Annotated in this window: 16 protein-coding genes and 1 pseudogene; 12 read left to right on the top strand and 5 right to left on the bottom strand. The window is 63.6% G+C overall.

Annotated features, from left to right (window positions below; genetic code table 11):
* Positions 1-137 precede the first annotated feature (137 nt).
* Together A7X77_RS01255 and A7X77_RS01250 are read right to left on the bottom strand one after the other, a co-directional pair.
* On the bottom strand, positions 138-3,914 hold the full coding sequence (locus tag A7X77_RS01255) for a peptidoglycan-binding protein (RefSeq protein WP_064681219.1): 3,777 nt from the start codon (positions 3,912-3,914) through the stop codon (positions 138-140).
* Positions 3,915-4,386: 472 nt separating this feature from the next.
* Positions 4,387-5,076: a DNA-3-methyladenine glycosylase I gene (locus tag A7X77_RS01250; protein ID WP_064681218.1), complete on the bottom strand. Its 690-nt coding sequence runs from the start codon at positions 5,074-5,076 to the stop codon at positions 4,387-4,389.
* A 271-nt stretch (positions 5,077-5,347) separates the two neighbouring features.
* On the opposite strand from A7X77_RS01250, the gene A7X77_RS01245 reads away from it, so the two are divergent.
* From A7X77_RS01245 to A7X77_RS01230, 4 genes are all read left to right on the top strand, one after another.
* Positions 5,348-7,144, top strand: a complete 1,797-nt coding sequence (locus A7X77_RS01245) for an acyl-CoA dehydrogenase C-terminal domain-containing protein (protein WP_064681217.1) — start codon at positions 5,348-5,350, stop codon at positions 7,142-7,144.
* A 171-nt stretch (positions 7,145-7,315) separates the two neighbouring features.
* Entirely contained in the window at positions 7,316-8,524 is a 1,209-nt protein-coding gene (locus tag A7X77_RS01240) for an acetyl-CoA C-acetyltransferase (protein WP_064681216.1), read from the top strand.
* A gap of 69 nt (positions 8,525-8,593) precedes the next feature.
* Positions 8,594-10,810 carry a 3-hydroxyacyl-CoA dehydrogenase NAD-binding domain-containing protein gene (locus tag A7X77_RS01235; RefSeq protein ID WP_064681215.1) on the top strand — a complete coding sequence of 739 codons (2,217 nt, stop codon included), beginning with the start codon at positions 8,594-8,596 and terminating at the stop codon, positions 10,808-10,810.
* 249 nt (positions 10,811-11,059) lie between these two features.
* Positions 11,060-11,269, top strand: coding sequence for a cold-shock protein (locus tag A7X77_RS01230; RefSeq protein ID WP_011423929.1), 210 nt, complete (start codon positions 11,060-11,062; stop codon positions 11,267-11,269).
* Positions 11,270-11,509: 240 nt separating this feature from the next.
* Here A7X77_RS01230 and A7X77_RS01225 read toward each other — a convergent pair whose 3' ends face one another.
* On the bottom strand, positions 11,510-12,004 hold the full coding sequence (locus A7X77_RS01225; RefSeq protein ID WP_197486771.1) for a MarR family winged helix-turn-helix transcriptional regulator: 495 nt from the start codon (positions 12,002-12,004) through the stop codon (positions 11,510-11,512).
* A gap of 58 nt (positions 12,005-12,062) precedes the next feature.
* Between A7X77_RS01225 and A7X77_RS01220 the strand changes: the two are divergent.
* Together A7X77_RS01220 and A7X77_RS01215 are read left to right on the top strand one after the other, a co-directional pair.
* A pseudogene (locus tag A7X77_RS01220) lies at positions 12,063-12,466 on the top strand (GFA family protein).
* Positions 12,467-12,570: 104 nt separating this feature from the next.
* Positions 12,571-13,014: a YybH family protein gene (locus A7X77_RS01215; protein WP_064681213.1), complete on the top strand. Its 444-nt coding sequence runs from the start codon at positions 12,571-12,573 to the stop codon at positions 13,012-13,014.
* Positions 13,015-13,028: 14 nt separating this feature from the next.
* On the opposite strand, the gene A7X77_RS01210 is transcribed toward A7X77_RS01215, so the two are convergent.
* Positions 13,029-14,228 (bottom strand): MFS transporter, encoded by a 1,200-nt coding sequence (locus A7X77_RS01210; protein WP_064681212.1) that lies wholly within the window; start codon positions 14,226-14,228, stop codon positions 13,029-13,031.
* Positions 14,229-14,360: 132 nt separating this feature from the next.
* Between A7X77_RS01210 and A7X77_RS01205 the strand changes: the two genes are divergently transcribed.
* The gene (locus tag A7X77_RS01205; RefSeq protein ID WP_064681211.1) at positions 14,361-14,918 is read left to right on the top strand and encodes a TetR/AcrR family transcriptional regulator; all 558 of its coding nucleotides are present in this window, start codon (positions 14,361-14,363) and stop codon (positions 14,916-14,918) included.
* Positions 14,919-14,920: 2 nt separating this feature from the next.
* On the opposite strand, the gene A7X77_RS01200 is transcribed toward A7X77_RS01205, so the two are convergent.
* Positions 14,921-18,424 (bottom strand): PAS domain-containing hybrid sensor histidine kinase/response regulator, encoded by a 3,504-nt coding sequence (locus A7X77_RS01200; RefSeq protein ID WP_064681210.1) that lies wholly within the window; start codon positions 18,422-18,424, stop codon positions 14,921-14,923.
* A gap of 225 nt (positions 18,425-18,649) precedes the next feature.
* Between A7X77_RS01200 and mscL the strand changes: the two genes are divergently transcribed.
* The 5 genes from mscL (at position 18,650) to A7X77_RS01175 (ending at position 24,193) form a co-directional block, all read left to right on the top strand.
* The gene (gene mscL, locus A7X77_RS01195) at positions 18,650-19,087 is read left to right on the top strand and encodes a large conductance mechanosensitive channel protein MscL (RefSeq protein ID WP_064681209.1); all 438 of its coding nucleotides are present in this window, start codon (positions 18,650-18,652) and stop codon (positions 19,085-19,087) included.
* Positions 19,088-19,387: 300 nt separating this feature from the next.
* The gene (locus tag A7X77_RS01190) at positions 19,388-20,554 is read left to right on the top strand and encodes a pyridoxal phosphate-dependent aminotransferase (protein WP_064681208.1); all 1,167 of its coding nucleotides are present in this window, start codon (positions 19,388-19,390) and stop codon (positions 20,552-20,554) included.
* Between the two features lie 207 nt (positions 20,555-20,761).
* Positions 20,762-21,796 carry a UDP-glucose 4-epimerase GalE gene (gene galE, locus A7X77_RS01185; protein ID WP_064681207.1) on the top strand — a complete coding sequence of 345 codons (1,035 nt, stop codon included), beginning with the start codon at positions 20,762-20,764 and terminating at the stop codon, positions 21,794-21,796.
* 145 nt (positions 21,797-21,941) lie between these two features.
* Complete coding sequence (locus A7X77_RS01180; RefSeq protein ID WP_064681206.1) at positions 21,942-22,994, top strand: enoyl-CoA hydratase/isomerase family protein; 1,053 nt, start codon at positions 21,942-21,944, stop codon at positions 22,992-22,994.
* 242 nt (positions 22,995-23,236) lie between these two features.
* On the top strand, positions 23,237-24,193 hold the full coding sequence (locus A7X77_RS01175) for an MBL fold metallo-hydrolase (RefSeq protein WP_064681205.1): 957 nt from the start codon (positions 23,237-23,239) through the stop codon (positions 24,191-24,193).
* Positions 24,194-24,204: the final 11 nt, after the last annotated feature.

Raw genomic sequence — 24,204 nt, 5'->3', positions numbered from 1 at the left:
GACAGGCGGCGGAAAAAATCGAGATGTCTTTGTGCCGCAAGCCTTCTGTAGCGCAATTCCAGCAAAAGAGAGGCGCGTTTTGCGCCCGGGTTGGCGCAAACAGGACATCGCCGTGTCCGTCGCCGGCGGGAACCGTTCTAGATCGCCTTCGCCACCTGCTTGTTGCGCTCGAGCAGCGCCCTGACCGTCGCGTCGGTCACCTTGCCGTCCGGCTGCTGCCCGATCGACTTCTGGAAGTTCTTGATCGCGGTCACCGTTTTTGCGCCCATTTCGCCGTCCGGCACGCCGGCGTCGAAGCCGTTATTGTTGAGGATGGCCTGGATGTTGCGGATTGCCTTCTTCATGTCGACGGAGGCCGTCTTCGCGCCGGTGCCCGCCCATTCGTCGGGGATGTCGATGCCGTTGGCGCGGTGGTCGAGCGGCTCAGGCTTCCAGAGATCGGCCTGGGCGCGGGCGCGCTCGAGCTGATCGGGCTTCATCGCGTTGGCGACCTCGTCGCGCTTCTGGGCCGCATCCTTGTCACCGGCCTTGGCGGCGACTGCAAACCACTTGTAGGATTCTTCGAGGTCGGCCGGAACGCCGTTGCCTCTCGCGCAGAGGATCGCCAGGTTGAACTGGCTGTCGGTGATGCCGAGATTGGCGGCCTTGATGAACCAGGAGGCGGCCGTCGTATAATCCTGCTGGCCGAGCGCGCCGGAGGCGTAGAGCACGGCGAGATTATGCATGGCGCTGGCATTGCCCTGGTTTGCGGCCTGCTCGTAGAAGGTCTTTGCCTTGGCGATGTCGCGTTCGACGCCGTTGCCCTTCTCATACATGCTGCCGAGCCGGTACTGCGCCGGCGCAAAACCCTTGTCGGCCGAAAGCTGGTACCAGCCTGCGGCCTGCTTCTGATCGACGGCCATGCCGTTGCGGCCGTCCGAATAGCGCGCGCCGATCTCGAACAGCGCCAGCGCATCGCCGCCCTGCGCCGCATCGGCAAGCGATTTCGGCTGCACGGTGTCGGGAATGGTGATGGCGGCCTGCGGCGCTGCGGCCGGCGTATTCGGTACGAAGCCCGATGTTGCCTGCGTTGGGCTCGACGAAGCGGCGGGCGCAAAACTTGCAGCTCCTTCGCCGTCGAGCGGGGCAGCATCGGTCAGATGATCGCCGGCGGCGGGTGCGGTTGTTTCCGGCTGCGCCCCGTCGGCGGCCGGGGGAGCCGTCTCGACTGCGGGAGCGTTCACCTCCGCAGCGCCCGTGTCGGGCTGGGCGGACGTTGCTTCGGGCAAGGCCGGCTGCGGGTTTTCCGTTGCTCCGGTCAGCGCCGAGACCTCCGCCGGCGGCTGCGGCGCGGGTTCGCCGCTCGTCAGCGTCCGGGCCAGCGGAAAGGCCATGATGGCGAGCAGCACGGCGCCGATCGCCAGCAGGATCGGCCGGCGGTAGCGTGAAAAGGCGCTGACCTTGCCGGTTTTGCCCGTCTGGTCGTTCTTGCCCAATCTGTCAGCCTTGGCAGTCGCGCCCTTCTTCTCGGCCTTGGCGGCTGCCTGCTTCGGATTGGCGTCCACTTCCATCGCGGCTGCCTGCGCCGCCCGGCGCGCAGCGGCGATGTAATCGGCCCGATCGGTCTCGACGGGAGGTTTGCCGCGTGCGGCACTCTGGCTGGCGCGCACCCGTTCAAGGATCTTCTTGACGTCGGGCGCGCCCGAACCTGGCTCGAGCAGTTCGTTCGACGCATCCGTCGGCACCACGTCGGCAGGATCGATCGACGGCGCGGGGTCGATCACCGCCCGTTCGGCGGCCTTCGTCGCGGCTTTCTTGCCGGGGCGCAACCGCTCGCCGAGGCTGGCGAGCAGACTGGATTTTGCCGGCGCCGGCGTCGCCGCCTCCGGCGTTCTGGTCGCCGCTTCGATGGCGATCGCGCTCGCTCCGCTCATGCCCGCGGCCTGCGCCGGGGCGGCAGTTTCGGCCGCGACCTCAGCCGGGCGGATGACCGGAGAGGCCATCGCTGCCGGTGCGGCTTCCGGCGTCCGGGCGGCCTCGGCCACCATCAGCGCGTAAGGGTCGACATCGAAATCGACGTCGGCGATCGGCATCGGGGCGACCGGCCGCCCGCGTTCTTCCATGCCGTCGAGACGGTCGGCTATATGCACCAGCGTCTCGTGCAGCGCCTTGAAAGTCTTGTGCGTGCGCTCCTCGCTGTCGCGGCTGATATCCTCGAGATGGCGCAGATCCTCGGCCAGCGCCGCCAGCGCCGACATGTCGGCGGCCGGCACGGCGCCCTGCAGGGCGCCATTGCGCGAATAGGCCTCGACGACGGCTTGCGCCGCCTGACGCGCCGCTTCGATGATATATTCGTCGCTCGTCGCCATATAATCTTCGATCGCACCGATGCGCCGGTCGAGATCGGCGGGGATCGCCGCGCTTTCGCGCGGCTCGCTCATCAGCGCCGAAAGATTGGCGATCTGGTCTTCGAGGTTTTTCAGCGCCCGCGGATCGGTCGGCGGTGCTGCTGTGCTCTCTTCCAGCCGGGCGGCGATGTCGCTCAACCGTCCTTCGAGACGCCGGAAGGCGCCGTCGTCGATCGCCGCGGCCGTCGCCGGCTGCGGATGAGCCATCTCGTCGATGCGCCGCGCGAGATAATCGAGCCGCTGCGCCAGCACGTCGTTGACGGCGCCTTTCTCGAGCGCGTCGATCTTGCGGGAGATGTCGGACAGCGGTCCGGTGAGGTCGGGCTGCGCGGCCGTCTGCTGCGTGCGCTCCAACAGATAGGAAAGATGTTCCAGCCGCTCGTCGAGCCGCGACGTCGCCTCCGCCTTGGTCAGCTCCCCGACACGTTCCGTCAGCGCTTCCAGCCGCATTGCCAGCTCATCGGCCGGGGTCGCCCGGCTGGCGGCATCATGGCTCATCACGTCGATTTGGTCGGCGAGCGCCGAAAGCCGGCTTTCCAGCCGCTGCATCAGCGTCGGATCGCTGTTGGCGGCCGCACGTCCGCTGGCCGCGATCGCCCGGCTGATCTCGTCGAGCCGCATGTCCATGGCGGCGAACTGTTCGGCCATGACCCGGTCATGCGGCTGGATCATATTGCCGAACTGCTCCATCGCCGTGGCGATGGCGATGAGCTTGTCTTCGAGCGCGCGGACCGCCGGGCTTTCGCCCATGCCGCCGATATGGCGCTTGATGTCGTCGAGCCGGTAGGCGAGCGAAACCAGCTCTTCCTGCAGCCCCTCGGTATCGAGTGCGGCAAGCCGGTTTTCGAAGCCGTCCCAGCGGGTTTCCATGTGACGCAGCGATTCCTCGCGCGCCAGCCCGTCCATCAGCGATCGCAGATCCTCGAAATCTTCACGCAGGCCGGCCGCTTCCGCGCCGCCCGAGCGTCCGGTCAGCTGGGTGATGCTCTGGGCGAGGCGGTTCATGTCGGCGCGGATGTCGTCGGCGAAGCGGACGTCTCCGGCACTTGTTTTGATCTCGCGCAGTTCCGTGCGCAGCGCGTTCATTTCGCGGGTGACGCCTTCGGAAATGTCGCGCTTCAGGTCCTGGCGCAGGTTGACGAGCGCCTGGGCGATCTCCGTCATCGTATCCTCGCCGGCGCGGAAGGCGGGTGCCGGCTGAGACGCTGCGGCGCGCGGCGCGGGTTCGCGCAGCTGCGGGGCCGGCTCGCGCCCGTAAGGCCGCTCGCGGCCGGCTTCCAGCGCGCGCTGGCGCTGGCGGATTTCAGCAAGCGGATCCGGCCGCGGCTCGATCGGCGCTTTGGCCGGGCGCGGCGAATTGGAGCCGGCGTAAACGTCGCGCTCGGCCGTTGCCGTGCGCGGCCGCTGTTCGCGCCCGCTGCCCATCAGCCCTTCGATGCGCGCCTCCAGCCCTTCGATCGTGCGGTTCAGCGCATCGAGCGAGGTCCTGTCGGACTGCCGGGAAGGATTTGATCGCGATCCGTTCATCTTCTTGCTCGCTTCGACTGCTCGACCTCTCGTCAGAGCTCGATCCGTGGCTTTTCCGTCTGTGGCCAGCGTCTTCACGCGGACCGGAGCGCATCATCCATAAGAGGATCGTCAATTAGACTTTCCTCAGGCTGAACGATGTAGCGGCATCCTTTAGAAACGCGAGACGGGGAAAAGGAATGCGGGTCGCTACTGCTCAACCCGCACCTTTCACGCAACGTGGTAAACAAGCCGTTAATATTGATGAGAATTTTTTAACGCTTGTGTCTCAAACCCCGTTTTTGGCGGCAATTTGCGGTTCATTCCGCCCGATGGCGCGTCAGGCCGGCCGCGGATGTTGCAGTTCGAATTCACGCCCTCGGGACCGTAAACGAAAACCCGGCTGAAATTCCGCCGCGGAAGTTGTTTCGCCGCAGGCGCTACCCTACCGCCCCGGAAAGCGGCCGGACCGGAAAGAAGCGGAGCCGCAATTTCAGTGCGGCGCTCCCGCATCGATCGAATAGGCGCTGATGCGCGACAGATGGATGAAGGAAAGGCCGGTCTCCTCGGCCCAGTCGTTGAAAGCCTTCTGAATCAGCGGCTGGTCCTTCTTCGCCGTCCCGGAGGCAGACAGCGGCACGCCGGCCGATCTGAGGCATGCAAGCACATCCATCGTCGCAACGAAGCTGTCGCGGCCGATGCCCCGCAGGAAATATTGCCCGGTCATGCCGCCGAGCCGGCTGCCGCGGTTGCTCAACAGGTCGAGGAGGCCGATCTGGTCTTCCCGCGGCCAGTCGGCGAAGAAGACGCCGGCGCTGCCATATTCCCTCGCCAGCTCCCTGACGAAAGCGGCATTGGCGCGAACCGACATGATCTTCGCGCCGTTGCGGATGATCCGCTCGTCCGAGGTCAGCTCATGCCAATAATCGTCGGGCGCGATATTCAGCATTGCCGGATCGAAACCGGCAAACGCCGCTTCGAAACCCGGCCACTTCGCATCGATCACCTTCTGGACGAAGCCGCTGTAGAAGATGCGCCGGGTCATGTCGGCAAGAACGCGGTCGTCGGGCATGGCGCGCAGCCTCTCGTGATCCGGCCGATGCTTTTCGAGCAAGGCCTGCAGCGCCGCCGCGCCGCCTTTCCGCTGTTCCGCACGCTGCCTTATCGCCTCGAAACTGATCATCCCCGCGCCCCTCCCTGGCATTTCCGAACTGGCCCGAATTTTACGGATCGAAAGACGCTGGCACTTATACCCCGTTCCATGATGGACAAGGAAGGGAAGGTGACGTCTCGCGCCTTCGGGCATTTGAGCGTCCGCAGGTTCGCCTCCCGCGAATTTATTTCGAGAAAGATGGCGAAGCTGCAGAATTTGACGTTTACGCAAACGTCAATATTTTGTAAGACAGTGCCCGAGGCCGGTGCGACCCGGTCAGTCGAATGGAGGAATTCGCGAAATGCCAGTCTACAAGGCCCCGGTGAACGATACGCTCTTTGTCCTGAACGACGTGCTGGGCCTCGAACGCTACAACAATCTGCCGGGTTTTGCCGATGCGACGCCTGACATGATCGAGGCGATCCTCGGCGAGGCCGGGAAGGTTGCCGAGGAGGCGCTCTTCCCGGTGAATTATTCCGGCGATCAGGAAGGCTGCCATCGCAACGACGATGCCAGCGTCTCGACGCCGAAGGGCTTCCGAGAAGCTTACAAGGCCTATCGCGAAGGCGGCTGGATCGGCCTTGCGGTGCCGGAGGAATTCGGCGGGCAGGGGCTTCCCTATACGCTGCATTGCGCCGTCGGCGAATATACTTCTGCCGCCAACATGTCGCTGATGATGTATCCCGGCCTGACGCAGGGCGCGATCGCCGCGATCCTCGTCCATGGCACGCAGGAGCAGAAAGACATCTACCTGCCGAAGATGGTGGACGGTTCCTGGTCGGGCACCATGAACCTGACCGAGCCGCATTGCGGCACCGATCTCGGCATGCTGCGCACCAAGGCGGTGCCGCAGTCTGACGGCAGCTACAAGATCTCCGGCCAAAAGATCTTCATCTCCGCCGGCGAACACGACCTGACCGACAATATCGTCCACCTGGTGCTTGCCCGCATCGAAGGCGCGCCCGAGGGCACCAAGGGCATCTCGCTCTTCATCGTCCCGAAATTCCTGGTCGGCAAGGACGGTGCGCCCGGCGCCCGCAATGCCGTTTCCTGCGGCGCGATCGAGCACAAGATGGGCATTCACGGCAACGCCACCTGCGTCATGAATTACGATGAGGCGACCGGCTTCCTGATCGGCGCCGAAAACCGCGGCCTCAACGCCATGTTCGTGATGATGAACGAGGCCCGCCTGATGGTCGGTCTGCAGGGCATCGCCATTTCCGAGATCGCCTATCAAAACGCCGCCGCCTATGCCCGCGACCGCATCCAGGGCCGCTCGCTGTCCGGCGTCAAGGCGCCCGATAAGAAAGCCGATCCGATCATCGTCCATCCCGATATCCGCCGCACGCTGATGACGATCCGCGCCTTCAACGAAGCCGGCCGCGCCTTCCTGCTGTGGACGGCGCTGAAGTCCGATATTGCCCACCGCGCCACCGACGAGAAGGAGCGCCAGACGGCCGACGACATTCTCGGCCTCGTCACCCCCATCCTCAAGGGCGTGATGACCGACAAGGGCTTCGACCATGCCGTCATGGCCCAACAGGTTTTCGGCGGCCACGGCTATATCGAAGAACACGGCATGAGCCAGTATGTGCGCGATGCCCGCATCGCCATGATCTATGAAGGCGCCAACGGCATTCAGGCGCTCGACCTCGTCGGCCGCAAGCTCGCCTTGAACGGCGGCCGCGCCGCCATGGCCCTCTTCAAGGAGATCGGCGATTTCTGCGAGGAGAACCGCGGCAACGAAAAGCTCTCCTTCTTCACCAAGCATCTAAAGAAGGGCTTGAACGATGTCCAGGGCGCGACCATGTGGTTCATGCAGAACGCCATGGCCAAGCCCGACAATGCCGGCGCGGGCTCGACCGACTACATGCATCTCTTCGGCCTCGTCGTCCTCGGCTATATGTGGGCGAAGATGGCGAAAGCCGCCGAGGACGGACTTGCGTCTGGCGATGCGAGCCGCGAGGATTTCCTGAAGAACAAGCTTGTGACCGCCCGCTTCTTCATGGAGCGCATCATGCCGGAAACCGCGCTGCGCAAGGCCCGCATCGAAGCCGGCGCCGATACGATGATGGAACTGGCCGCGGAGGCGTTTTGAGCCATTTCTCCCTCCCCCTTGTGGGGAGGCTGGGGGTGAGAAGCGGTCGGCGCAGCCGACGAAACGATCCGGTGAATCGTTTCGAGCGCCGAACGCCCTGAGTTTAGACGAAGGGCTATTTGGCCTTCGTAGATTTCAAAGGCGCGTCGGCGCCGTCAGGGAGACGAGACAATGACCGAGGTTTTCATTTACGACCACGTCCGCACGCCGCGTGGCCGCGGCAAGAAGGACGGCGCCCTGCATGAGGTGCCGTCCGTCCGCCTGGCGGCCAAGACACTGGAAGCGATCCGCGATCGCAACGGGCTCGATACGCAGACGGTCGACGACATCATCATGGGCTGCGTCGATCCTGTGATGGACGCCGGCGCCGTCATCCCCAAGGCCGCCGCCTTCGAAGCCGGTTATTCCACCCGCGCGCCCGGCACGCAGATTTCCCGCTTCTGCGCCTCCGGCCTCGATGCCGTCAATTTCGGCGCCGGCAAGATTGCCCAAGGCGCCGATGACATCGTCATCGCGGGCGGCGTCGAAAGCATGTCGCGCGTCGGCCTCGGCATGTCGGGCGGCGCCTGGTTCATGGACCCTTCGGTGAATTTCCCGGCCTATTTCATGCCGCAGGGCGTATCGGCCGATCTGATCGCCACCAAATACGGTTTCACCAGGACCGATGTCGACGCCTACGCCGTCGAGAGCCAGAGGCGGGCTGGACATGCCTGGGAACAGGGCTGGTTCGACAAGTCGGTCGTCCCGGTCAAGGATCAGAATGGCCTGACGATCCTCGATAAGGACGAGCATATACGCCCCGGCACCGATATGCAGGCGCTCGCATCCCTCAACCCGTCCTTCCAGATGCCCGGCGAGATGGGCGGCTTCGAGGCCGTCGGCATCCAGGCGCATCCTGAGATCGAGCGCATCAACTATGTCCATCATGCCGGCAATTCTTCCGGCATCGTCGATGGCGCGGGCGTTGTCCTGCTCGGCTCGAAGGCGGGCGGCGAGAGCATGGGACTGAAGCCCCGCGCCCGCATCAAGGCCTTCGCCAATATCGGCTCCGATCCGGCCCTGATGCTGACCGGCCCGGTCGATGTCACCGAGAAGCTGTTGAAACGGACCGGCATGCGCCTTGCCGATATCGACCTCTTCGAACTGAACGAGGCCTTCGCCGCCGTGGTGCTGCGCTACATGCAGGCCTTTGACATCGACCACGCCAAGATCAACGTCAACGGCGGCGCCATCGCCATGGGCCACCCGCTCGGCGCCACCGGCGCGATGATCCTCGGCACGGTGTTAGACGAACTCGAACGTCGCGACCTCAATACCGCGCTGGTGACGCTCTGCATCGGCGCCGGCATGGGCACGGCGACGGTTATCGAACGCGTTTGATCGGATCTGAACCCTCCCTTCTCGGGGAGGGCTTCACCGCAAGAGAATTCAGGGAGAGGAATTCCCAAGATGAGCACCTACACCAATTTCACGCTCGAAACCGACGCCGATGGCATCGCTCTCGTCACCTGGGACATGCCCGGCAAATCGATGAACGTCTTCACCGCCGAGGTGATGGAAGAGCTCAACGGCATCATCGACGCCACGACTGCTGACGCCGCCGTCAAGGGCGTCGTCTTTACCTCAGGCAAATCCTCCTTCTCGGGCGGCGCCGATCTGTCGATGATCAAGTCACTGTTTAGCTCCTATCAGGACGAGAAGGAAAAGAGCCCGCAAACCGCCGTTCAGACGCTCTTCGGTCTCGTCGGCCGCATGTCCGGCCTGTTTCGCAAGCTCGAAACCTCGGGCAAGCCCTGGGTATCCGCCATCAACGGCACCTGCATGGGCGGCGCTTTCGAACTGTCGCTCGCCTGCCACGGCCGCGTCGCCTCCAATGCCAAGAACGTCAAGATCGCGCTGCCCGAGGTCAAGGTCGGCATCTTCCCCGGCGCCGGCGGCACCCAGCGTGTGCCGCGGCTCGCCAATGCCCAGGATGCGCTGCAGATGATGACAACCGGCCAGTCGCTCAGCGGCTCCCGCGCCAAGGCGATGAACCTCGTGCACCAGGTGGTCGAGCCGGATCAGCTGATCGCTGCCGCCAAGCAGATGATCAAGGACGGCCTGAAGCCGGTCGCCCCCTGGGACGAGAAGGGCTTCAAGGCGCCCGGCGGCGGCATCTGGACGCCGGCCTCCGCCCAGCTCTGGCCGGCAGCACCGGCAATCCTGCGCCGTGAAACCTCCGGCAACTATCCCGCCGCGCTCGCCATCCTGAAATGCGTCTATGAAGGCCTCCAGGTGCCCTTCGACACGGGTCTGAAGATCGAGCAGCGTTATTTCACCGAGGTACTGCAGACCCGCGAAGCTTTCTCGATGATCCGTTCGCTGTTCATCTCGATGCAGGAGCTCGGCAAGGGCGCCCGCCGCCCGGCCGGCATTCCCAAGACGGAACTGAAACATGTCGGCGTCGTCGGCGCCGGCTTCATGGGCGCTTCGATCGCCTATGTCACCGCTGCCGCCGGTCTCCCGGTGACGCTGATCGACCGCGACATGGAGGCTGCCGCCAAGGGCAAGGCCGTCTGCGAAGGCCTTGCCAAGGATTCTGTCGGTAAGGGGCGGTTTACGCAGGACGAGGCCACGGCCCTTCTAGCCCGCATCACGCCTGCCGCCGATTATGCCGGTCTCGCCACCGCCGATCTCGTCATCGAGGCGGTGTTCGAAGACCGTGAAGTGAAGAAATCGGTCATCGAGGCGGTCGAAGCCGTACTGCCGGAAGGCGCCATTTTCGCCTCCAATACCTCGACCCTGCCGATCACCGGACTGGCGAAAAATTCCAGGCGTCCCGCCGATTTCATCGGCATCCACTTCTTCTCGCCCGTCGAAAAGATGATGCTGACCGAGGTGATCCTCGGCAAGGAGACGGGCGACAAGGCGCTCGCCGTCGCGCTCGATTATGTCGCGGCGATCAAGAAGACGCCGATCGTCGTCAACGACACCCGCGGCTTCTTCGTCAATCGCTGCGTGCTGCGCTACATGTCGGAAAGCTACGACATGCTGATCGAGGGCGTGCCGCCCGCAATGATCGAGAATGCCGCCAAAATGGCCGGCATGCCGGTCGGTCCCCTGGCGCTCAACGACGAGGTTGCCATCGACCTCTCGCTGAAGATCCTCAAGGCCACCGTCGCAGATCTCGGCGAGAAGGCCATCGACCCCAGGCATATGGAGCTCATCTCCCGCATGGTGGAAAAGGAGGGTCGCTTCGGCCGCAAGAACTCCAAGGGCTTCTACGACTATCCGCCGAAACCGGCGAAGAAGTTGCTTTGGCCCGAGCTCAAGGACTTCTATCCGCAGAAGAAGGCGGATGAGGTCGATGTCGCGGTGCTGAAGCAGCGCTTCCTTGTCACCATCGCGCTCGAAGCCGCCCGCACCGTCGAGGAAGGCATCGTCACCGATCCGCGCGAAGCCGACGTCGGCTCGATCCTCGGCTTCGGCTTCGCGCCTTATACCGGCGGGGCGCTGAGCTATATCGACGGCATGGGGGTGAAGGCCTTCGTCGAGTTGGCTGAGACGTTGGCATTGGCTTACGGAGATCACTTCAAGCCGACACCGCTGCTGAAGGACATGGCAGCCAAGGGCGACACGTTTTATGGGAGATTCGATCCCTATGCGAAGATGGGGGCGGCGGCGTAAGTCGTTTTCGCGGTGTGGGTTTTGCGGGGCGTTCAAGCGCGCCCCGCAGGCCGAATTCGACTTTCCCTTGCGGCCGCCTTGCCACGGACACAATTCCCGATTAAACATTCTCGCATCGATCTTGCTAGATGAACTTTGAAACGGCGTTCGCGTCGTTCCTGGCGACTTTCCTCCAAAATCGGTTTTCATCGCCGCTTGGGCTTTGCCTGGGCTGCAATCTTCTATGAGCGATTCGAAAAGGATATCGTCATGAACACAGGTACCGTTAAGTGGTTCAACGCAACCAAGGGCTTCGGCTTCATTCAGCCGGATGACGGCGCCGCCGACGTTTTCGTCCACATCTCGGCCGTTGAGCGCGCCGGCATGCGTGACCTCAAGGACGGCCAGAAGCTGTCCTATGATCTCGTCCGCGACAACAAGTCCGGCAAGATGTCGGCAGACCGCCTTCAGGCGGCCTGAGCCATTACAGCGCCGCGCGTCTTTTAGACGCGCAAAGGACGCTGTAACACTTTGACTTGCTGCATAATTTTGTCCTTAAATCGATTCCGATTTAAGGAATTATGCGGGAAGGCTTTGAATATCATCTCCGGACCGTGACCACGGATGTACTGGCACGGTTCGTCGAGATGGCAGGGAAGGTCGGGTTAGCCCGGCCTTTTTTTGTTTTGGCTTCGGTCGCATCCACCCAAAGCGAATTGTTCAGCCGCCCGACGCCTCATCCAGCATCGCCATCACCCGCGCCATTACCGCCCGCGCCGCATCGAGCTCAGCCGCTGTAAACGCGGCGCCGAGCCCATCCGCCCATCCGGCCTGCGCAGCCTCGATCACCCCCAGCCGCGCCGCCCCTTCCGTGGTCAGCCGCACCAGCTTCGCCCGCTGGTGCTGCGGATTGTCGGCATAGGCGATCAGCTCTTCGCTCTCCAGCACGTCGGCAAGCCGTTGCACACCCTGGCGGGCGAGGCCGAGCGCCCGGGCGATCTGCGCCACCGACATGTCGCCGCGCCTTGCTGCCGCCAGCACCTGCCAGCGCGCGCTCGTCTGCCCTGCGGGCTTTGCCAGCCGGTCGCCCGCTGCCGTCAGATGGGCGGCGAGACGAAGGGCCGTGATCGCGAAAGCGGAAAAGGCATCCCCTTCCATCGTTCGCTCCGGTCGATTTTGTTTGACAATATGTTGTCGATTCTGTATCTCATCCATAGTGACAACATATTGTCATATTCCGATGACTGATGCAACGCCGAGGGAGGAACGCACCGTGAAGAAGACCTACAAGGGAAGCTGCCATTGCGGCAAAGTGCACTACGAAGTGGACATGGATCTCGCGGAGGGGACCGGCCGCTGCAATTGCTCGATCTGCGCCAAACGGCGCTATTGGGGCGCCAACGTCAAGCCGGAGGATTTCCGGCTGATGTGCGACGAGGCGGTGATGTCAGACTACCAGTTCAACACGATGAGCGGCCATCACCGCTTTTGCCGCACCTGCGGCGTGCCCGCCTTCGGCGACGGTTATGTCGAGGCGATCGGTGGAGCCTATGTCTCGATCAACATCGCTTGCCTCGACGATATCACCCCTGAGGAACTGGCGGCCTTGCCCGTCCGTTATTCCGAGGCAGGCACGATGCCTGGTGGAACGAGCCGGCGGTGACGAATTATCTCTGAGCAATTCCGACGGTCTTGCGTCCGCAATTGCGCTAGCGGAATGCGCGCTTGTCGGATCGTCGTCCTCCCGTTCGTCCTCTGTCCATAGCGAAAGGAGAACGACCGTGAACGATGAAGCCAATGCCAGGCACGAAGAAGAGGCAATCATCGCCATGCTGATGATGCGGGCCAAGGCGCTCGGCGAAAAGAACGCCGCGGAGGCGCTTTCCTATGAGGCCGAGGATTCCGTCGAATTTTCGCTGGCGCCACCGCTCGTCTCCACTGGCAAGGACGAGGCGGGTCTGCAGGCGTGGTTCGACACGTGGGAAGGCCCGATCGGCGGCGAAGTGCGCGATGCCAAATTGACGGTCGGCGGCGATGTCGCCTTCTGGAGCGGTCTCCTGCGCATGACCGGGACCAAGACCGACGGCACCGAGGTCGACCTCTGGTTCCGCCAGACCCTCGGCCTCGTCAAGCAAGACGGGCATTGGATCGTCACTCACCAGCACGCCTCCGTGCCCTTCGCCATGGATGGCAGCGGCCGCGCATTGCTCGATCTTAAGCCGTGACGTGGCCTAGGATGTCAGGCCGCATTCTCCACCGTCTTTCGGCCGGCGCGTACTCCCATGATCCCGACGCCCATCAGAAGGAGGATCGCCGTCGCATAGATATCGGTCGTCAGGCCATAGCCGGCCGATTTCGCCAGGAAGCCGGCAAGGATCGCCGGCAGGCTGAAGGCGAGATAACTCTGGACGTAGAAGGCGGCGAGCAGGCCGGCGCGCTCGTCCGCTTTGGCGAGCGGCATGATGGTGCCGATCGCGCCGAGGAAATTGGTGCCGAAACCGGCGCCGGTAAAGACAGTGCCGATGAGCAGCAGCGGCACATTGGCAAGATGCACGCCGGCGACGACCGTCAGGATGCCGAGCGTCTTGGACGACACGCCGAAACCGAGATTGGCCGATGCCGTCTTGCCGCGCCTGAGATAGACGGCGATCGCGCCGCTGACCATCAGCGCGGTCACGACAGCCCCGCCGGTCAGCGGCGCGCGGCTGCCGGTCGTGCTGGCGACCAGCGACGGCACCAGCGAAAGGTAAAAGCCGGCGAGCGTCCAGTTGGCGATGTTGATCGGCGTCACCAGCGAGAGCGGCCGTTTGACCTGCGGCGGAATGGCGATCCTGGGGATCAGCGAACCGAGGGCGCCCGGCCGCCTGCCGCCGGTCTCGCGGGTCAGCCAGATGGCGGCTGCCAGCAGTGTGAAGGCAAAAAGCAGCAGCGCATAAATGAGGTGCATCGGAAAAGGGCCATATTGGATCAGAGCGCTGGTGCCGACTGCGCCGACCGCCATGCCGCAAAGCGGCGCGATCGAATTGACGATCTGCCCCTTGGCCCGGTTGACATCCACGAGAGCGGCGCCGAGCGAGGCGCCGGCAACCCCGGTCGCAACACCCTGCACGATCCGCGCCGCGATCAGCCAGCCGGGGCCGCTGGCGACAATGAAGAGGCCCATGGCGGCGATTTCGAGCACGAGGGCGAAAAAGATCACCGGTTTGCGGCCGAGATGATCGGAGATCGAACCGGCGGTCAAAAGTGCTGCCAGCAGCGCGAATGCGTAGACGGCGAAGACCACGGTGATCAGCACCGGCGAAAGCGAGAAGTTCTGCTGATAAATCCGGTAGAGCGGCGTCGGCGCGGCGGAGGCGCCGAAGAAGGTGGCGAGCGTCAGCGCATGAAAACCGATCGAGGGGCGCGGCGCATTCTCTGTGGATTTGGCGGCGGCGACCATATATAAAGCTCCTTAAAGCTAAGCCGTTGCGTTAGCTCCATGTAGGATGGATCCATCGTAAAGGCAAATTATTTGCGTTTATGGGTCTGTCAAAGATTTTGAACTACAAGAGTCGGGGGAGCGGGCGTAGGAATGGCAGTGAAAGAGAATCTCCGGCCGGGCGGTAGAAGCGCCCGGGTTCAGGCCTCGGTGCACAGTGCGGTCCGCGAGCTGCTGGCCGAGATGAACCGCGCCGAGGTGACGATCCCGTTGATCGCCGCCAGGGCGGGTGTGACGCCGTCGACCATCTATCGCCGGTGGGGCGACCTGCAGGAGCTTCTCGCCGATGTTGCCGTCGAGCGGCTGCGGCCGGATATGCCGCCGGTCGATGCCGGCAGCGGCAAGGTCGATCTCGAAGCCTGGGCCGAGCAATATGCCGAGGAAATGTCCTCTGGGCCGGGCCGCGAGATGATCCGCGACGTGCTGGCGGCGCAGGCAGGCGCAAATGCCTGCAAATGCTGCGAATATACCCGCCAGCAGATCGTCGTCATCGCCGAGAGGGCAAAGGCGCGCGGTGAGGCTTTTCCCGATGTCGACCGCGCCATGGATGAGCTCGTAGCGCCGATCATGTATCGCATCCTGTTCGGCGACGTGCCGGATGCCGCGCGGGTGCGTGCCCTGGTGGCACGCGCCATGCAATCTGCGAACTGAGCCTACTCCGCAGCCGCGCGTTTCAACCCGGAAATCTGGGTGATATAGGCGCGTAGCGCCGCCGGCCGCACAGGCTTGTGCTGAACGGCGATGTCGTGCCGCTCGGCCTCGCCGCGCACCTCCGGCGTGCGGTCGGCGGTCACAAGCAAGGCGGGGATATCGGCGCCGAACTGCCGGCGCAGATGCAGGATCGCGGCAATGCCGGTTCCGTCGTCGAGATGATAATCGGCAATGGCGAGATCCGGCGGTCCGCCACGGCCGTCGCCTGCGATCACATCGGCCAGACAATGCACCGCCGTCACCTCGCAGCCCCAGCCGCTGAGCAGCAACCGCATGCCTTCGAGGATTTTCGGCTCGTTGTCGATGCACAGCACCTTCAGTCCCTTGAGCGGCTGTGACGGCCGCTCGGCAGGTGCGATGGCCGCGACGGCCTCGGCCGGGCGCGAGATGTCGAGCGGTATGGCGATGCGGAATTCCGTGCCCCTTCCATGCGTCGACTGCAGCTCGACCGGGTGGTTGAGCACGCGGGCGATGCGGTCGACGATCGAAAGGCCGAGGCCGAGGCCGGAAGCGGTTTTCGCGCCTTCGTCCAGCCGCGCGAATTCCTTGAACACGGTGCGGAATTTCGACGGCGGAATGCCGATGCCGGAATCGATCACCTGGATGATCACCTGATTGCCGCGCCGCCGCGCCCCGACCAGCACCTTGCCGGTGATCGTGTATTTGATGGCGTTGGAAACAAGGTTCTGCACCAGGCGGCGCAGAAGGTTGGGGTCGGAGCGCACGCGCAGCGACGTCGGCATGACCACAAGCTTCAGCTGTTTTTCCCGGGCGATCGGCGCGAAATCGGTCTCGATCCGCTCCAACAGGTCGGAAAGCGCCACGGAGGCGAGCCGCGGCCGCATGGCGCCGGTATCGAGCCTGGAGATATCGAGCACCGCGCCGAGAATGGTCTCGACCGATTCCAGCGCCGAATCGATGTTGCGCACGATCGGGCTGTTGTCCGATTGCGCCATGCGCTCCACCAGGGCGGAGGAATAGAGCCTGGCGGCGTTGAGCGGCTGCAGGATGTCGTGGCCGGCGGCGGCAAAAAAGCGGGTCTTGCCGATGTTCGCCTCGTCGGCAGCGGCCCGCGCCTCGGCGAGTTGGCGGTTGACGCGAGTAAGCTCGGCCGTGCGTTCGGCGACCCGCTGCTCCAGCGTCTCGTTCGCCTGCTTCAGCGCCTGGTCGGCGTTGACGCGCTGGGTGATGTCGGTGAAGGTGGCGACGATGCCCTTGTCGGGCATGGCGTTGGAGCGCACCTCGATGATCCGCTCGCCGCCGCCGAGCACCAGCGAGAAGGGTTTGTCGAGCGTCAGGAAGTGCCGCACCGTCTGCTGCTGATCGCCGGGCGCGATGTCGCCGCGCTGGCTGAGAATGGTGACGATCTCGGAGAGGGGAAAGCCGACCTGACCGGCGTTCTCAGGCAGATCGAGCAATTGCCGGAAGCGCCGGTTCCAGATGGTTAGCCGGTTGGAACTGTCGAAGACGGCAATGCCCTGGTCCATCTGCGACAGCGCGGTCTGCAGCATGTCCTGGTTATATTGCAGCGCTTCGCTCGCCTGGTCGAGCAGCCAGGCGGTGTCGGAAGAGGCATCCTCGATCTTCTGCAGGATCAGTGACAGCACCAGGCGCGCCGAGGATGAGCCGATGGCGCTGCCGAGCAGCTGTTCGCTGAAATGGATCAGCGCCATGTCGGCCGGCTGCTCGTCCTCCAGCTTGCGGCCGGAGCTTTGCTCATAGGTCGTCAACGAGCGCTGCATGCGCTCCTCGCCGAGATAGCGCGAGATCGCCGCCTTGAGGTCACCGACACTGATGCGGGTCTTCCAGCCGCGCGTGGCAAATTGCGAGCGCGAATGCCGCTTGACGAAGATGCCGGCCTGGATGCGTTCCAGCGGCCTGGCATTGCGGGTGAGCGAGCCGACGATGACGAAGGCGGTATTGACGAGCAGGCTCATCACGGTCGCATTGACCAGCGGATCGGCGTCGGGCGCGGTAAACAGCGTCGCGCCGGGGAAGATGAAGCCGAGCACGGCGCTTGCCACGTAGGAATAATCGGGGCCGCCGAGCGAAGGCAGGAACAGCAGATAGACCCAGATGACGAAGCCGGACGTCAGCCCGAGGATGGCGCCGCGCGCATTCGCCCGCCGCCAGATCAGCCCGCCGAACAGGGCAGGGGCGATCTGCGCGATCGCCGCGAAGGAAAGAAGGCCGATCGAGGCAAGGCCGGCCGTGCTGTCGGTCGAGCGGTAATAGGCATAGCCGAACAGCAGCACGGCGAAGATGGCGCTGCGGCGGATGTTGAGCAGCGTCTTGGCGAAATCGTCGCGCTGGCCGGTGCGGCCGGCAAGTTTGCGCCTGAGGAAGATCGGCATGATGATGTCGTTCGACACCATGATCGACAGCGCCACGGAATCGACGATGACCATCGCCGTTGCGGCAGAAAAGCCGCCGATGAAGGTGATCAGCGTGATGACAGGCATCTCGCCGGCAAGCGGCAGCGACAGCATGTAGAAATCGGCATTGCCGGCGCCGCCGAAGGTCAACAACCCGCCGATCGCCACCGGCAGTACGAAGAGATTGATCGCGACGAGATAGGTGGGAAACAGAAAGCCCGCGAGTTTCAGCTGTTTCGCCGTCCGGTTTTCCACGACCGTTACGTGGAATTGCCGCGGCAGCAGGATGATGGCGAAAGCCGACAGCATGATCAGGGTGATCCAGCGGCTGATCGGCGTATGGTAATTCAGCGCCGACATGACCAGGCTGTTTTCGACGGTCTTCTGCCAGAGATCGACGGGACCGTCGAACAGAAACCAGATGACGCAGACGCCGGCCGTAAGGAAGGCGACCAGCTTGACCACCGATTCCATCGAGACGGCAAGGATGAGACCGTCCTGGTGTTCCGTCGCATCCGTATGCCGCGTGCCGAACATGACGGCGAAGCAGGCAAGCACCAGCGTCGCGGCGAGCGGCAGGTCGAGGAAGTAGAGATTGCCGCTGCCGATGCCGTAATCGGACGGATTGACCATGGCGCTGACGGTGCTGGAGATCGCCTTCAGCTGCAGCGCGATATAGGGAATGGTGCCGATCAGCGAGATCAGCGCGACGATGGTGGCGACCGTCGGGTTCTTGCCGTAGCGCGCGGCGACGAAATCGGCGACCGAGGTGAGCTTCTCCGCCTTGGCAAGCTCGATGATGCGGCGAAGCAGCGGCATGCCGAGCGTGAAGACCAGAATGGGACCGATATAGATGCCGGCAAATTCCAGGCCGCGTTGCGCGGCAAGCCCGACGCTGCCGAAATAGGTCCAGGAGGTGCAGTAGATCGCCAGGCTCAAGGCATAGACCACGGGCCATCCGCCTTCCAGCGCACCCGGGCCGCGGTTCTTGCGGTCGCCATAGCTGGCCACGGCGAAAAGCAGCAGCAGATAGCCGAAGGCAGACGCGAATATGACCCAGCCTGGAAGCATTGACTCTCCGCCGGCGAGAAGCCGCCGGCACCTCCCGCAATGCAGATGAGCTTAAGTCATTTCAGGAGCCTTGAAAATTCCCGCCCGTCTAAGCCTTAAGTCAAAGGTTGCACGCGGGGAGCTTCGGCCCGATTATTGCGATTTGCAATTGATTAATTGCAATGAAGATGTAGCTACTGAAAACAACTGCATATCTCTGAAATGGATCGAAGGGAGACGGATCGGATGCTCAATGAGTTCAAGGCCTTTATCGCCCGCGGCAATGTCATGGATCTTGCAGTCGGCGTCATCATCGGCGGCGCCTTCGGCGGCATCGTCAAATCGCTGGTCGACGACATCATCATGCCGGTTGTCGGCGCCGTCTTCGGCGGCTTCGATTTTTCCAATTACTTTCTCCCGCTTTCCTCGGCCGTTAACGCGCCCACACTTGCCGCCGCCCGCGCCCAGGGTGCGGTCTTCGCCTATGGCAGCTTCCTCACCGTTCTCATCAACTTTCTGATTCTGGCCTGGATCATTTTTCTGATGGTCAAGGGCGTCAACTATCTGCGCCTGCAGGTCGAGCGCCAGGAAAAGGCCGCACCGGAGGAGCTGCCCCCACCGCCTGCGGATGTTCAGCTGCTGACGGAGATCCGCGATCTCCTCGCCACGCGCCCGACGGCCTGATCGGGGCTGAAGTCGGCGGTTCCGCCCTCCATGCCCGGCCCTCTCCCCGTAAAAACGGGGAGAGGGGACGTGCCTTGCGAGAGGTAGGGGGACTGGACAGGTCGCGGCAGATCCCCTTCTCCCGTCAGAACGGGGGAGAAGGTGCCGGCAGGCGGATGAGGGGCAAGTGTCAATTTCCCAGAGGGATTTTCTACCACCGGCCCAGCCCGGCCATTCATCACGAAAATCGATATGCCATCACTCGATATCATGGGATTTGCCGGCATAAATATTTTATGAAGGCGGAAACCGGAGATATGCATGTCGATCATGAACAGCCTCAGTCCGCGCGCCGTAGCGGCGCCCGAAAGCGGGATCGTCGAAGTCGTCAATTATGCCCGCGGCCGGCAAGGCCTGCTGCCGCTCTGGGTGGGTGAAGGTGATCTGCCGACGCCCGATTTCATCAGCCGGGCGGCGATGGAGGCGCTTGCATCAGGCGAAACCTTCTATACCTGGCAGCGCGGCATTCCCGAGCTTCGCCGGGCGCTGTCGGATTATTACTTCAGGCATTTTTCCGTCCGCCTGCCGGTCGAGCATTTCTATGTCACCGGCTCCGGCATGCAGGCGATCCAGATCTCCGTGCAGGCGCTGACCTCGCCCGGCGACGAATTCGTCTATCTCACCCCGGCCTGGCCGAATATCGCCGCCGCGCTCGAAATCGCCGGCGCGCGCGCCGTCGGCGTCGAACTGCAGTTCGAGGGCGGCAGATGGGGGCTCGATCTCGACCGCCTCGCAGCCGCGATCACGCCGAAGACTCGGGGTCTTTTCATCAATACACCCTCGAACCCGACCGGCTGGACCGCAACCCAAAAGGATCTCGGCGCAATCCTCGCCCTTGCCCGCAAACATGATCTCTGGATCATGGCGGACGAAATCTACGCGCTCTATCACTTTGCCGGCGGCCGCGCGCCCTCTTTCCTCGACGTGATGGATGAAGGCGACAAGATCATCTTCGTCAATTCCTTCTCGAAGAACTGGTCGATGACCGGCTGGCGCGTCGGCTGGATCGTCGCTCCGCCCGAGATGGGGCAGGTGCTCGAAAACCTCATCCAGTATTCGACATCGGGTGTGGCGCAGTTCATGCAGAAGGGCGCCGTCGCGGCGCTCGATCAAGGCGACGATTTCGTGCGCGCCAACATCGCCAAGGCCGCCCGTTCCCGCGACATCCTCTGCGATGCGCTGATTGCCACCAACCGCGTCGAGACGCTGAAGCCGGACGGCGCACTCTATGCCTTCCTGAAGATCGACGGGGTTACCGACAGCCGCAGGGCCGCGATCGACATCGTCGACAAGACGGGCGTCGGTCTCGCCCCCGGAACCGCTTTCGGCGCCGGCGGCGAGCTGTTCCTGCGCGCCTGTTTCCTGCGCGACCCCGGCCAGATAGCGGTCGCTGCCGAGCGGCTCTGCGATTATATCGTCAAGCTCTGAACGGGCCGGCGAGAGCGCGCGCCGGACCGATTTTGCACCGGAATGGCCGCATCGCTAAAACTTGAGCAAAGCCCGAAATCGGCCTCTAACCACGACTCCAAACATAAGCGTTGAAAGGGTCCCGAACGGACCTGCGATAAGAAAATTGGAAAGAAAAACCGGCGCCTGATGCCCCTGCTTCTAAAAGCGAAAGCAGGGGTGTGGGACATGGCGGTTTTGGTGACGGGCGGGGCCGGTTATATCGGCAGTCACATGGTTTGGGCGCTCATCGATGCGGGCGAGGACGTGGTCGTGCTCGATCGCCTCTCCACCGGCTTTCGCTGGGCCGTGGCGCCGGCAGCGCGCTTCTACCTCGGCGACATTGCCGATCCCGACATCTTGAAGAAGATCTTCATCGAAAACGACATCGAGGCGATCATCCATTTCGCCGGCTCCGCCGTCGTCCCGGTCTCGGTCGCCGATCCGCTTTCCTATTACGACAACAACTCCGGCAAGACCCGGGCGCTTCTCTCCGCCTCGATCAAGGCCGGCATCCGCAATTTCGTGTTTTCGTCGACCGCCGCCGTCTACGGTCAGCAGCAGAACGACCTGCCGGTGAAGGAGAATGCCTCCCTCAATCCGGAAAATCCCTACGGCCAGTCGAAGCTGATGACCGAATTCATGCTGCGCGATGCCGCCGCCGCCTATGACTTCAATTATGTCGCGCTCCGCTATTTCAACGTCGCCGGCGCCGACCCCGATCACCGTACCGGCCAGTCGACCGCAGGCGCCACGCATCTGATCAAGGTCGCCTGCGAGGCAGCACTCGGCAAACGCGACAGCGTCCATGTCTATGGCATCGACTATCCCACCCATGACGGCACCGGCGTGCGCGACTACATCCATGTCACCGATCTTGCCGATGCCCATCTGAAAGCACTGCAGCATCTGCGCAGGGACAAAGGCTCGCTCGTTGCCAATTGCGGTTATGGCAGCGGCTATTCGGTGCTCGACGTCTTGAACATGGTCACCCGCCTGCACGGACATTCCTTCAAAATCCATATGGCGCCGCGCCGCCCCGGCGATTCGGCAAGCGTCGTCGCCGATGCTTCGCTCGCCAGGCAGGTGCTCGACTGGGAGCCCCGCCACGATTCGCTTGAGACCATCGTCCAGAGCTCGCTCGATTGGGAGCTCTTCCTGTCGAACAGAAATGTCGACGACCTGCACAGCATCCACCGGGCGCTTGCCGCCGCATCGTTCTGAACGACGCGCGGCAGCAGCCTGTTTACAGGCTTGCCGGAAATGCTCTGGAGCGATGCCGCATCGTCGTCTATGCATGGTTTCAAGCCTTTCCCGGGTAGAATGGTTCAATCTGACCAGGAAAGGCTTGAACAGCGGAGGGTGAACCATGCAGGACAGCGAAGTCATCATCGAGCGGCGAGGTGCTGCCGGCATCATCCGGCTCAACCGGCCGCGGGCGCTGAACAGCCTGACGCTGGCGATGATCCGGTCGATCGCCGAGGCGCTTGACGGCTTTGCCCGCGATGCCGAAGTGGCGATTGTCGTGGCGACGGGAGAAGGCGAACGCGGCTTCTGCGCCGGCGGCGATATCCGCGCGCTGCATGAGAGCGCCCGGGCCGGCGACGGCCTCGCCGGAACCTTCTGGCGGGAGGAATTCCGTCTCAACCATATGATTTCCGTCTACCCCAAACCCTACGTGGCGCTGATGGACGGCATCACCATGGGCGGCGGCGTCGGCCTGTCCGCGCATGGCCGCCACCGCATCGTTACCGAGCGCACCCGGCTGGCGATGCCCGAAACCGGCATCGGCTATGTCCCCGATGTCGGCGCCACATGGCTGTTGCCGAAGGCACCCGGCGAGGCCGGAACATGGCTCGGCCTGACAGGGCTCGATATTGGCGCTGCGGACGCGATCTATGCCGGTCTGGCCGATCTTCAGGTCGCTTCGTCGCGGCTCGACGCGGTGATCGATGCTCTTTCGGGAGTGCCGCGCGGGAGTTCATCGACCGATGTCGACGCCGTGCTCCAGGGTCTTTCCGAGCCTCGGGGAGAAAGCCGGCTACAGCAGAACGCCGCGATCATCGATCGTACATTTTCCTTCGATAGCGTCGAGCAAATCCTCACGGCTCTCGCCGAGGAAGAGGGTGAGTTCGCCGCCGAGACCCGCCGGGTGCTGCTGACCCGTTCGCCGACCAGCCTGAAACTCGCTCTCCGGCTGCTGAGATCAGGCCGCCGCAGCACCTCGCTTGCCGAATGCCTCGGCCGCGAACTCGGCGCCTGCCTGCAGATGCTGGATAATCCGGATTTCTTCGAAGGCATCCGCGCCGCCGTCATCGACAAGGATCGCGATCCGAAGTGGTCGCCGGCCTCGGTCGAGGCGGTGACGGCGGAAAAGGTCGAGCGCTTCCTGAAACCGGCCGAGCCACCGCTTTCGCTCTGATGCGGTATCTCCTTCTGCAGGGATGATGCAGGCAGGTCCCTCGGGCCAGAAGCTATGCGTCCTCATGCCAGCCGCTTCACCACCAAATCGTCGCTGCGCCCAGCCGAAACCACAGGCTGCCCTGTACTAAGGAGTAGCCTTTTCTCTTCCTTGATCCGATCGACCGCCAAACACGCTCCGACTTAGTGTCGGCAAGGTGACCCGTACCGACACCTCTCGATAACGCAAAACAGGAGCGCATCATGTCACAGGCAGAAGCAAGACCTCATACGACTGGTCAGCAGGAGACAAACAGCATCCGACAGCCCGGCAGACCGCAGCCCGACGAATTGGTTCCGTCGCGCTACGCGGTGCGGATCGGCGATATCGAGGTTCTGATCATCAGCGACGGAGTGCTGCCGCTCCCGACCGCGATGCTGGGACACAACGTCGATGCGGCCGACCGGGCGGTGTGGCTGGGCGACATGTTCCTGCCGCAGGACGCTTTGGACTGGGCACTGAACGTCGTTCTCGTCCGCAGCGGTGGGCAGACCATCCTCATCGATGCCGGACTGGGGTTGGACCCGGACTTGAACTTGCCGCGGGCCGGGCAGCTGATCAGGCGGCTGGAGGCTGCCGGCATCGATCTTGGTTCGGTGACTGACGTGGTGCTGACCCACCTGCACATGGACCACATTGGCGGCCTGCTGGTCGATGGGGTGAAGGACCGGCTGCGTCCAGACCTCAGGATTCACGTGGCGGCTGCCGAGGCGAAGTTCTGGGAAGCGCCCGATTTCAGCCAGGTGTCGATGCCGCCGGGCTTCCCCGACGCGCTTCGGGCGACCGCAAAGCGGTTCCTCAGCCAGTACGGCAACCACCTCAGGCTGTTCGACGAGCAGTCCGAGGTGGCGCCGGGTGTGGTGGCCCAGCGCACCGGCGGCCACACTCCCGGACACAGCGTGGTTCGCCTGGCATCGGGGAGCGACAGGTTGACATTCGCCGGCGACGCCATCTTTGCGGTCGGGTTTGAGCACCCCGACTGGTACAATGGTTTCGAGCACTATCCCGAAGAAGCGGCTCGTGTTCGCCGCGATCTCTTGCGGGAGCTGGCGGCAACGGGTGAACAGTTGGTGGCCACGCACCTGCCGTTCCCCTCCGTCGGCCGAGTGGCGGTGGACGGCGAAGCCTTCCGTTGGGTGCCAGTCTTCTGGGACTATTGAGCGTCGAACCA

Source organism: Rhizobium bangladeshense, assembly GCF_001662075.1.
GTDB classification, from domain to species: domain Bacteria; phylum Pseudomonadota; class Alphaproteobacteria; order Rhizobiales; family Rhizobiaceae; genus Rhizobium; species Rhizobium bangladeshense_B.
This window is presented reverse-complemented; position numbering and strand designations above follow the sequence as displayed.

What these genes read in the sequence shown, in the direction of transcription:
- mscL (WP_064681209.1), top strand. Translation starts at nt 18,650, where the DNA reads ATGCTCAATGAGTTCAAGGCCTTTATCGCCCGCGGCAATGTCATGGAT.
- A7X77_RS01190 (WP_064681208.1), top strand. Translation starts at nt 19,388, where the DNA reads ATGTCGATCATGAACAGCCTCAGTCCGCGCGCCGTAGCGGCGCCCGAA.
- A7X77_RS01200 (WP_064681210.1), bottom strand. Translation starts at nt 18,424, where the DNA reads ATGCTTCCAGGCTGGGTCATATTCGCGTCTGCCTTCGGCTATCTGCTG.
- A7X77_RS01180 (WP_064681206.1), top strand. Translation starts at nt 21,942, where the DNA reads ATGCAGGACAGCGAAGTCATCATCGAGCGGCGAGGTGCTGCCGGCATC.
- A7X77_RS01250 (WP_064681218.1), bottom strand. Translation starts at nt 5,076, where the DNA reads ATGATCAGTTTCGAGGCGATAAGGCAGCGTGCGGAACAGCGGAAAGGC.
- galE (WP_064681207.1), top strand. Translation starts at nt 20,762, where the DNA reads ATGGCGGTTTTGGTGACGGGCGGGGCCGGTTATATCGGCAGTCACATG.
- A7X77_RS01230 (WP_011423929.1), top strand. Translation starts at nt 11,060, where the DNA reads ATGAACACAGGTACCGTTAAGTGGTTCAACGCAACCAAGGGCTTCGGC.
- A7X77_RS01235 (WP_064681215.1), top strand. Translation starts at nt 8,594, where the DNA reads ATGAGCACCTACACCAATTTCACGCTCGAAACCGACGCCGATGGCATC.
- A7X77_RS01210 (WP_064681212.1), bottom strand. Translation starts at nt 14,228, where the DNA reads ATGGTCGCCGCCGCCAAATCCACAGAGAATGCGCCGCGCCCCTCGATC.
- A7X77_RS01245 (WP_064681217.1), top strand. Translation starts at nt 5,348, where the DNA reads ATGCCAGTCTACAAGGCCCCGGTGAACGATACGCTCTTTGTCCTGAAC.
- A7X77_RS01205 (WP_064681211.1), top strand. Translation starts at nt 14,361, where the DNA reads ATGGCAGTGAAAGAGAATCTCCGGCCGGGCGGTAGAAGCGCCCGGGTT.
- A7X77_RS01255 (WP_064681219.1), bottom strand. Translation starts at nt 3,914, where the DNA reads ATGAACGGATCGCGATCAAATCCTTCCCGGCAGTCCGACAGGACCTCG.
- A7X77_RS01240 (WP_064681216.1), top strand. Translation starts at nt 7,316, where the DNA reads ATGACCGAGGTTTTCATTTACGACCACGTCCGCACGCCGCGTGGCCGC.
- A7X77_RS01175 (WP_064681205.1), top strand. Translation starts at nt 23,237, where the DNA reads ATGTCACAGGCAGAAGCAAGACCTCATACGACTGGTCAGCAGGAGACA.
- A7X77_RS01225 (WP_197486771.1), bottom strand. Translation starts at nt 12,004, where the DNA reads ATGGATGAGATACAGAATCGACAACATATTGTCAAACAAAATCGACCG.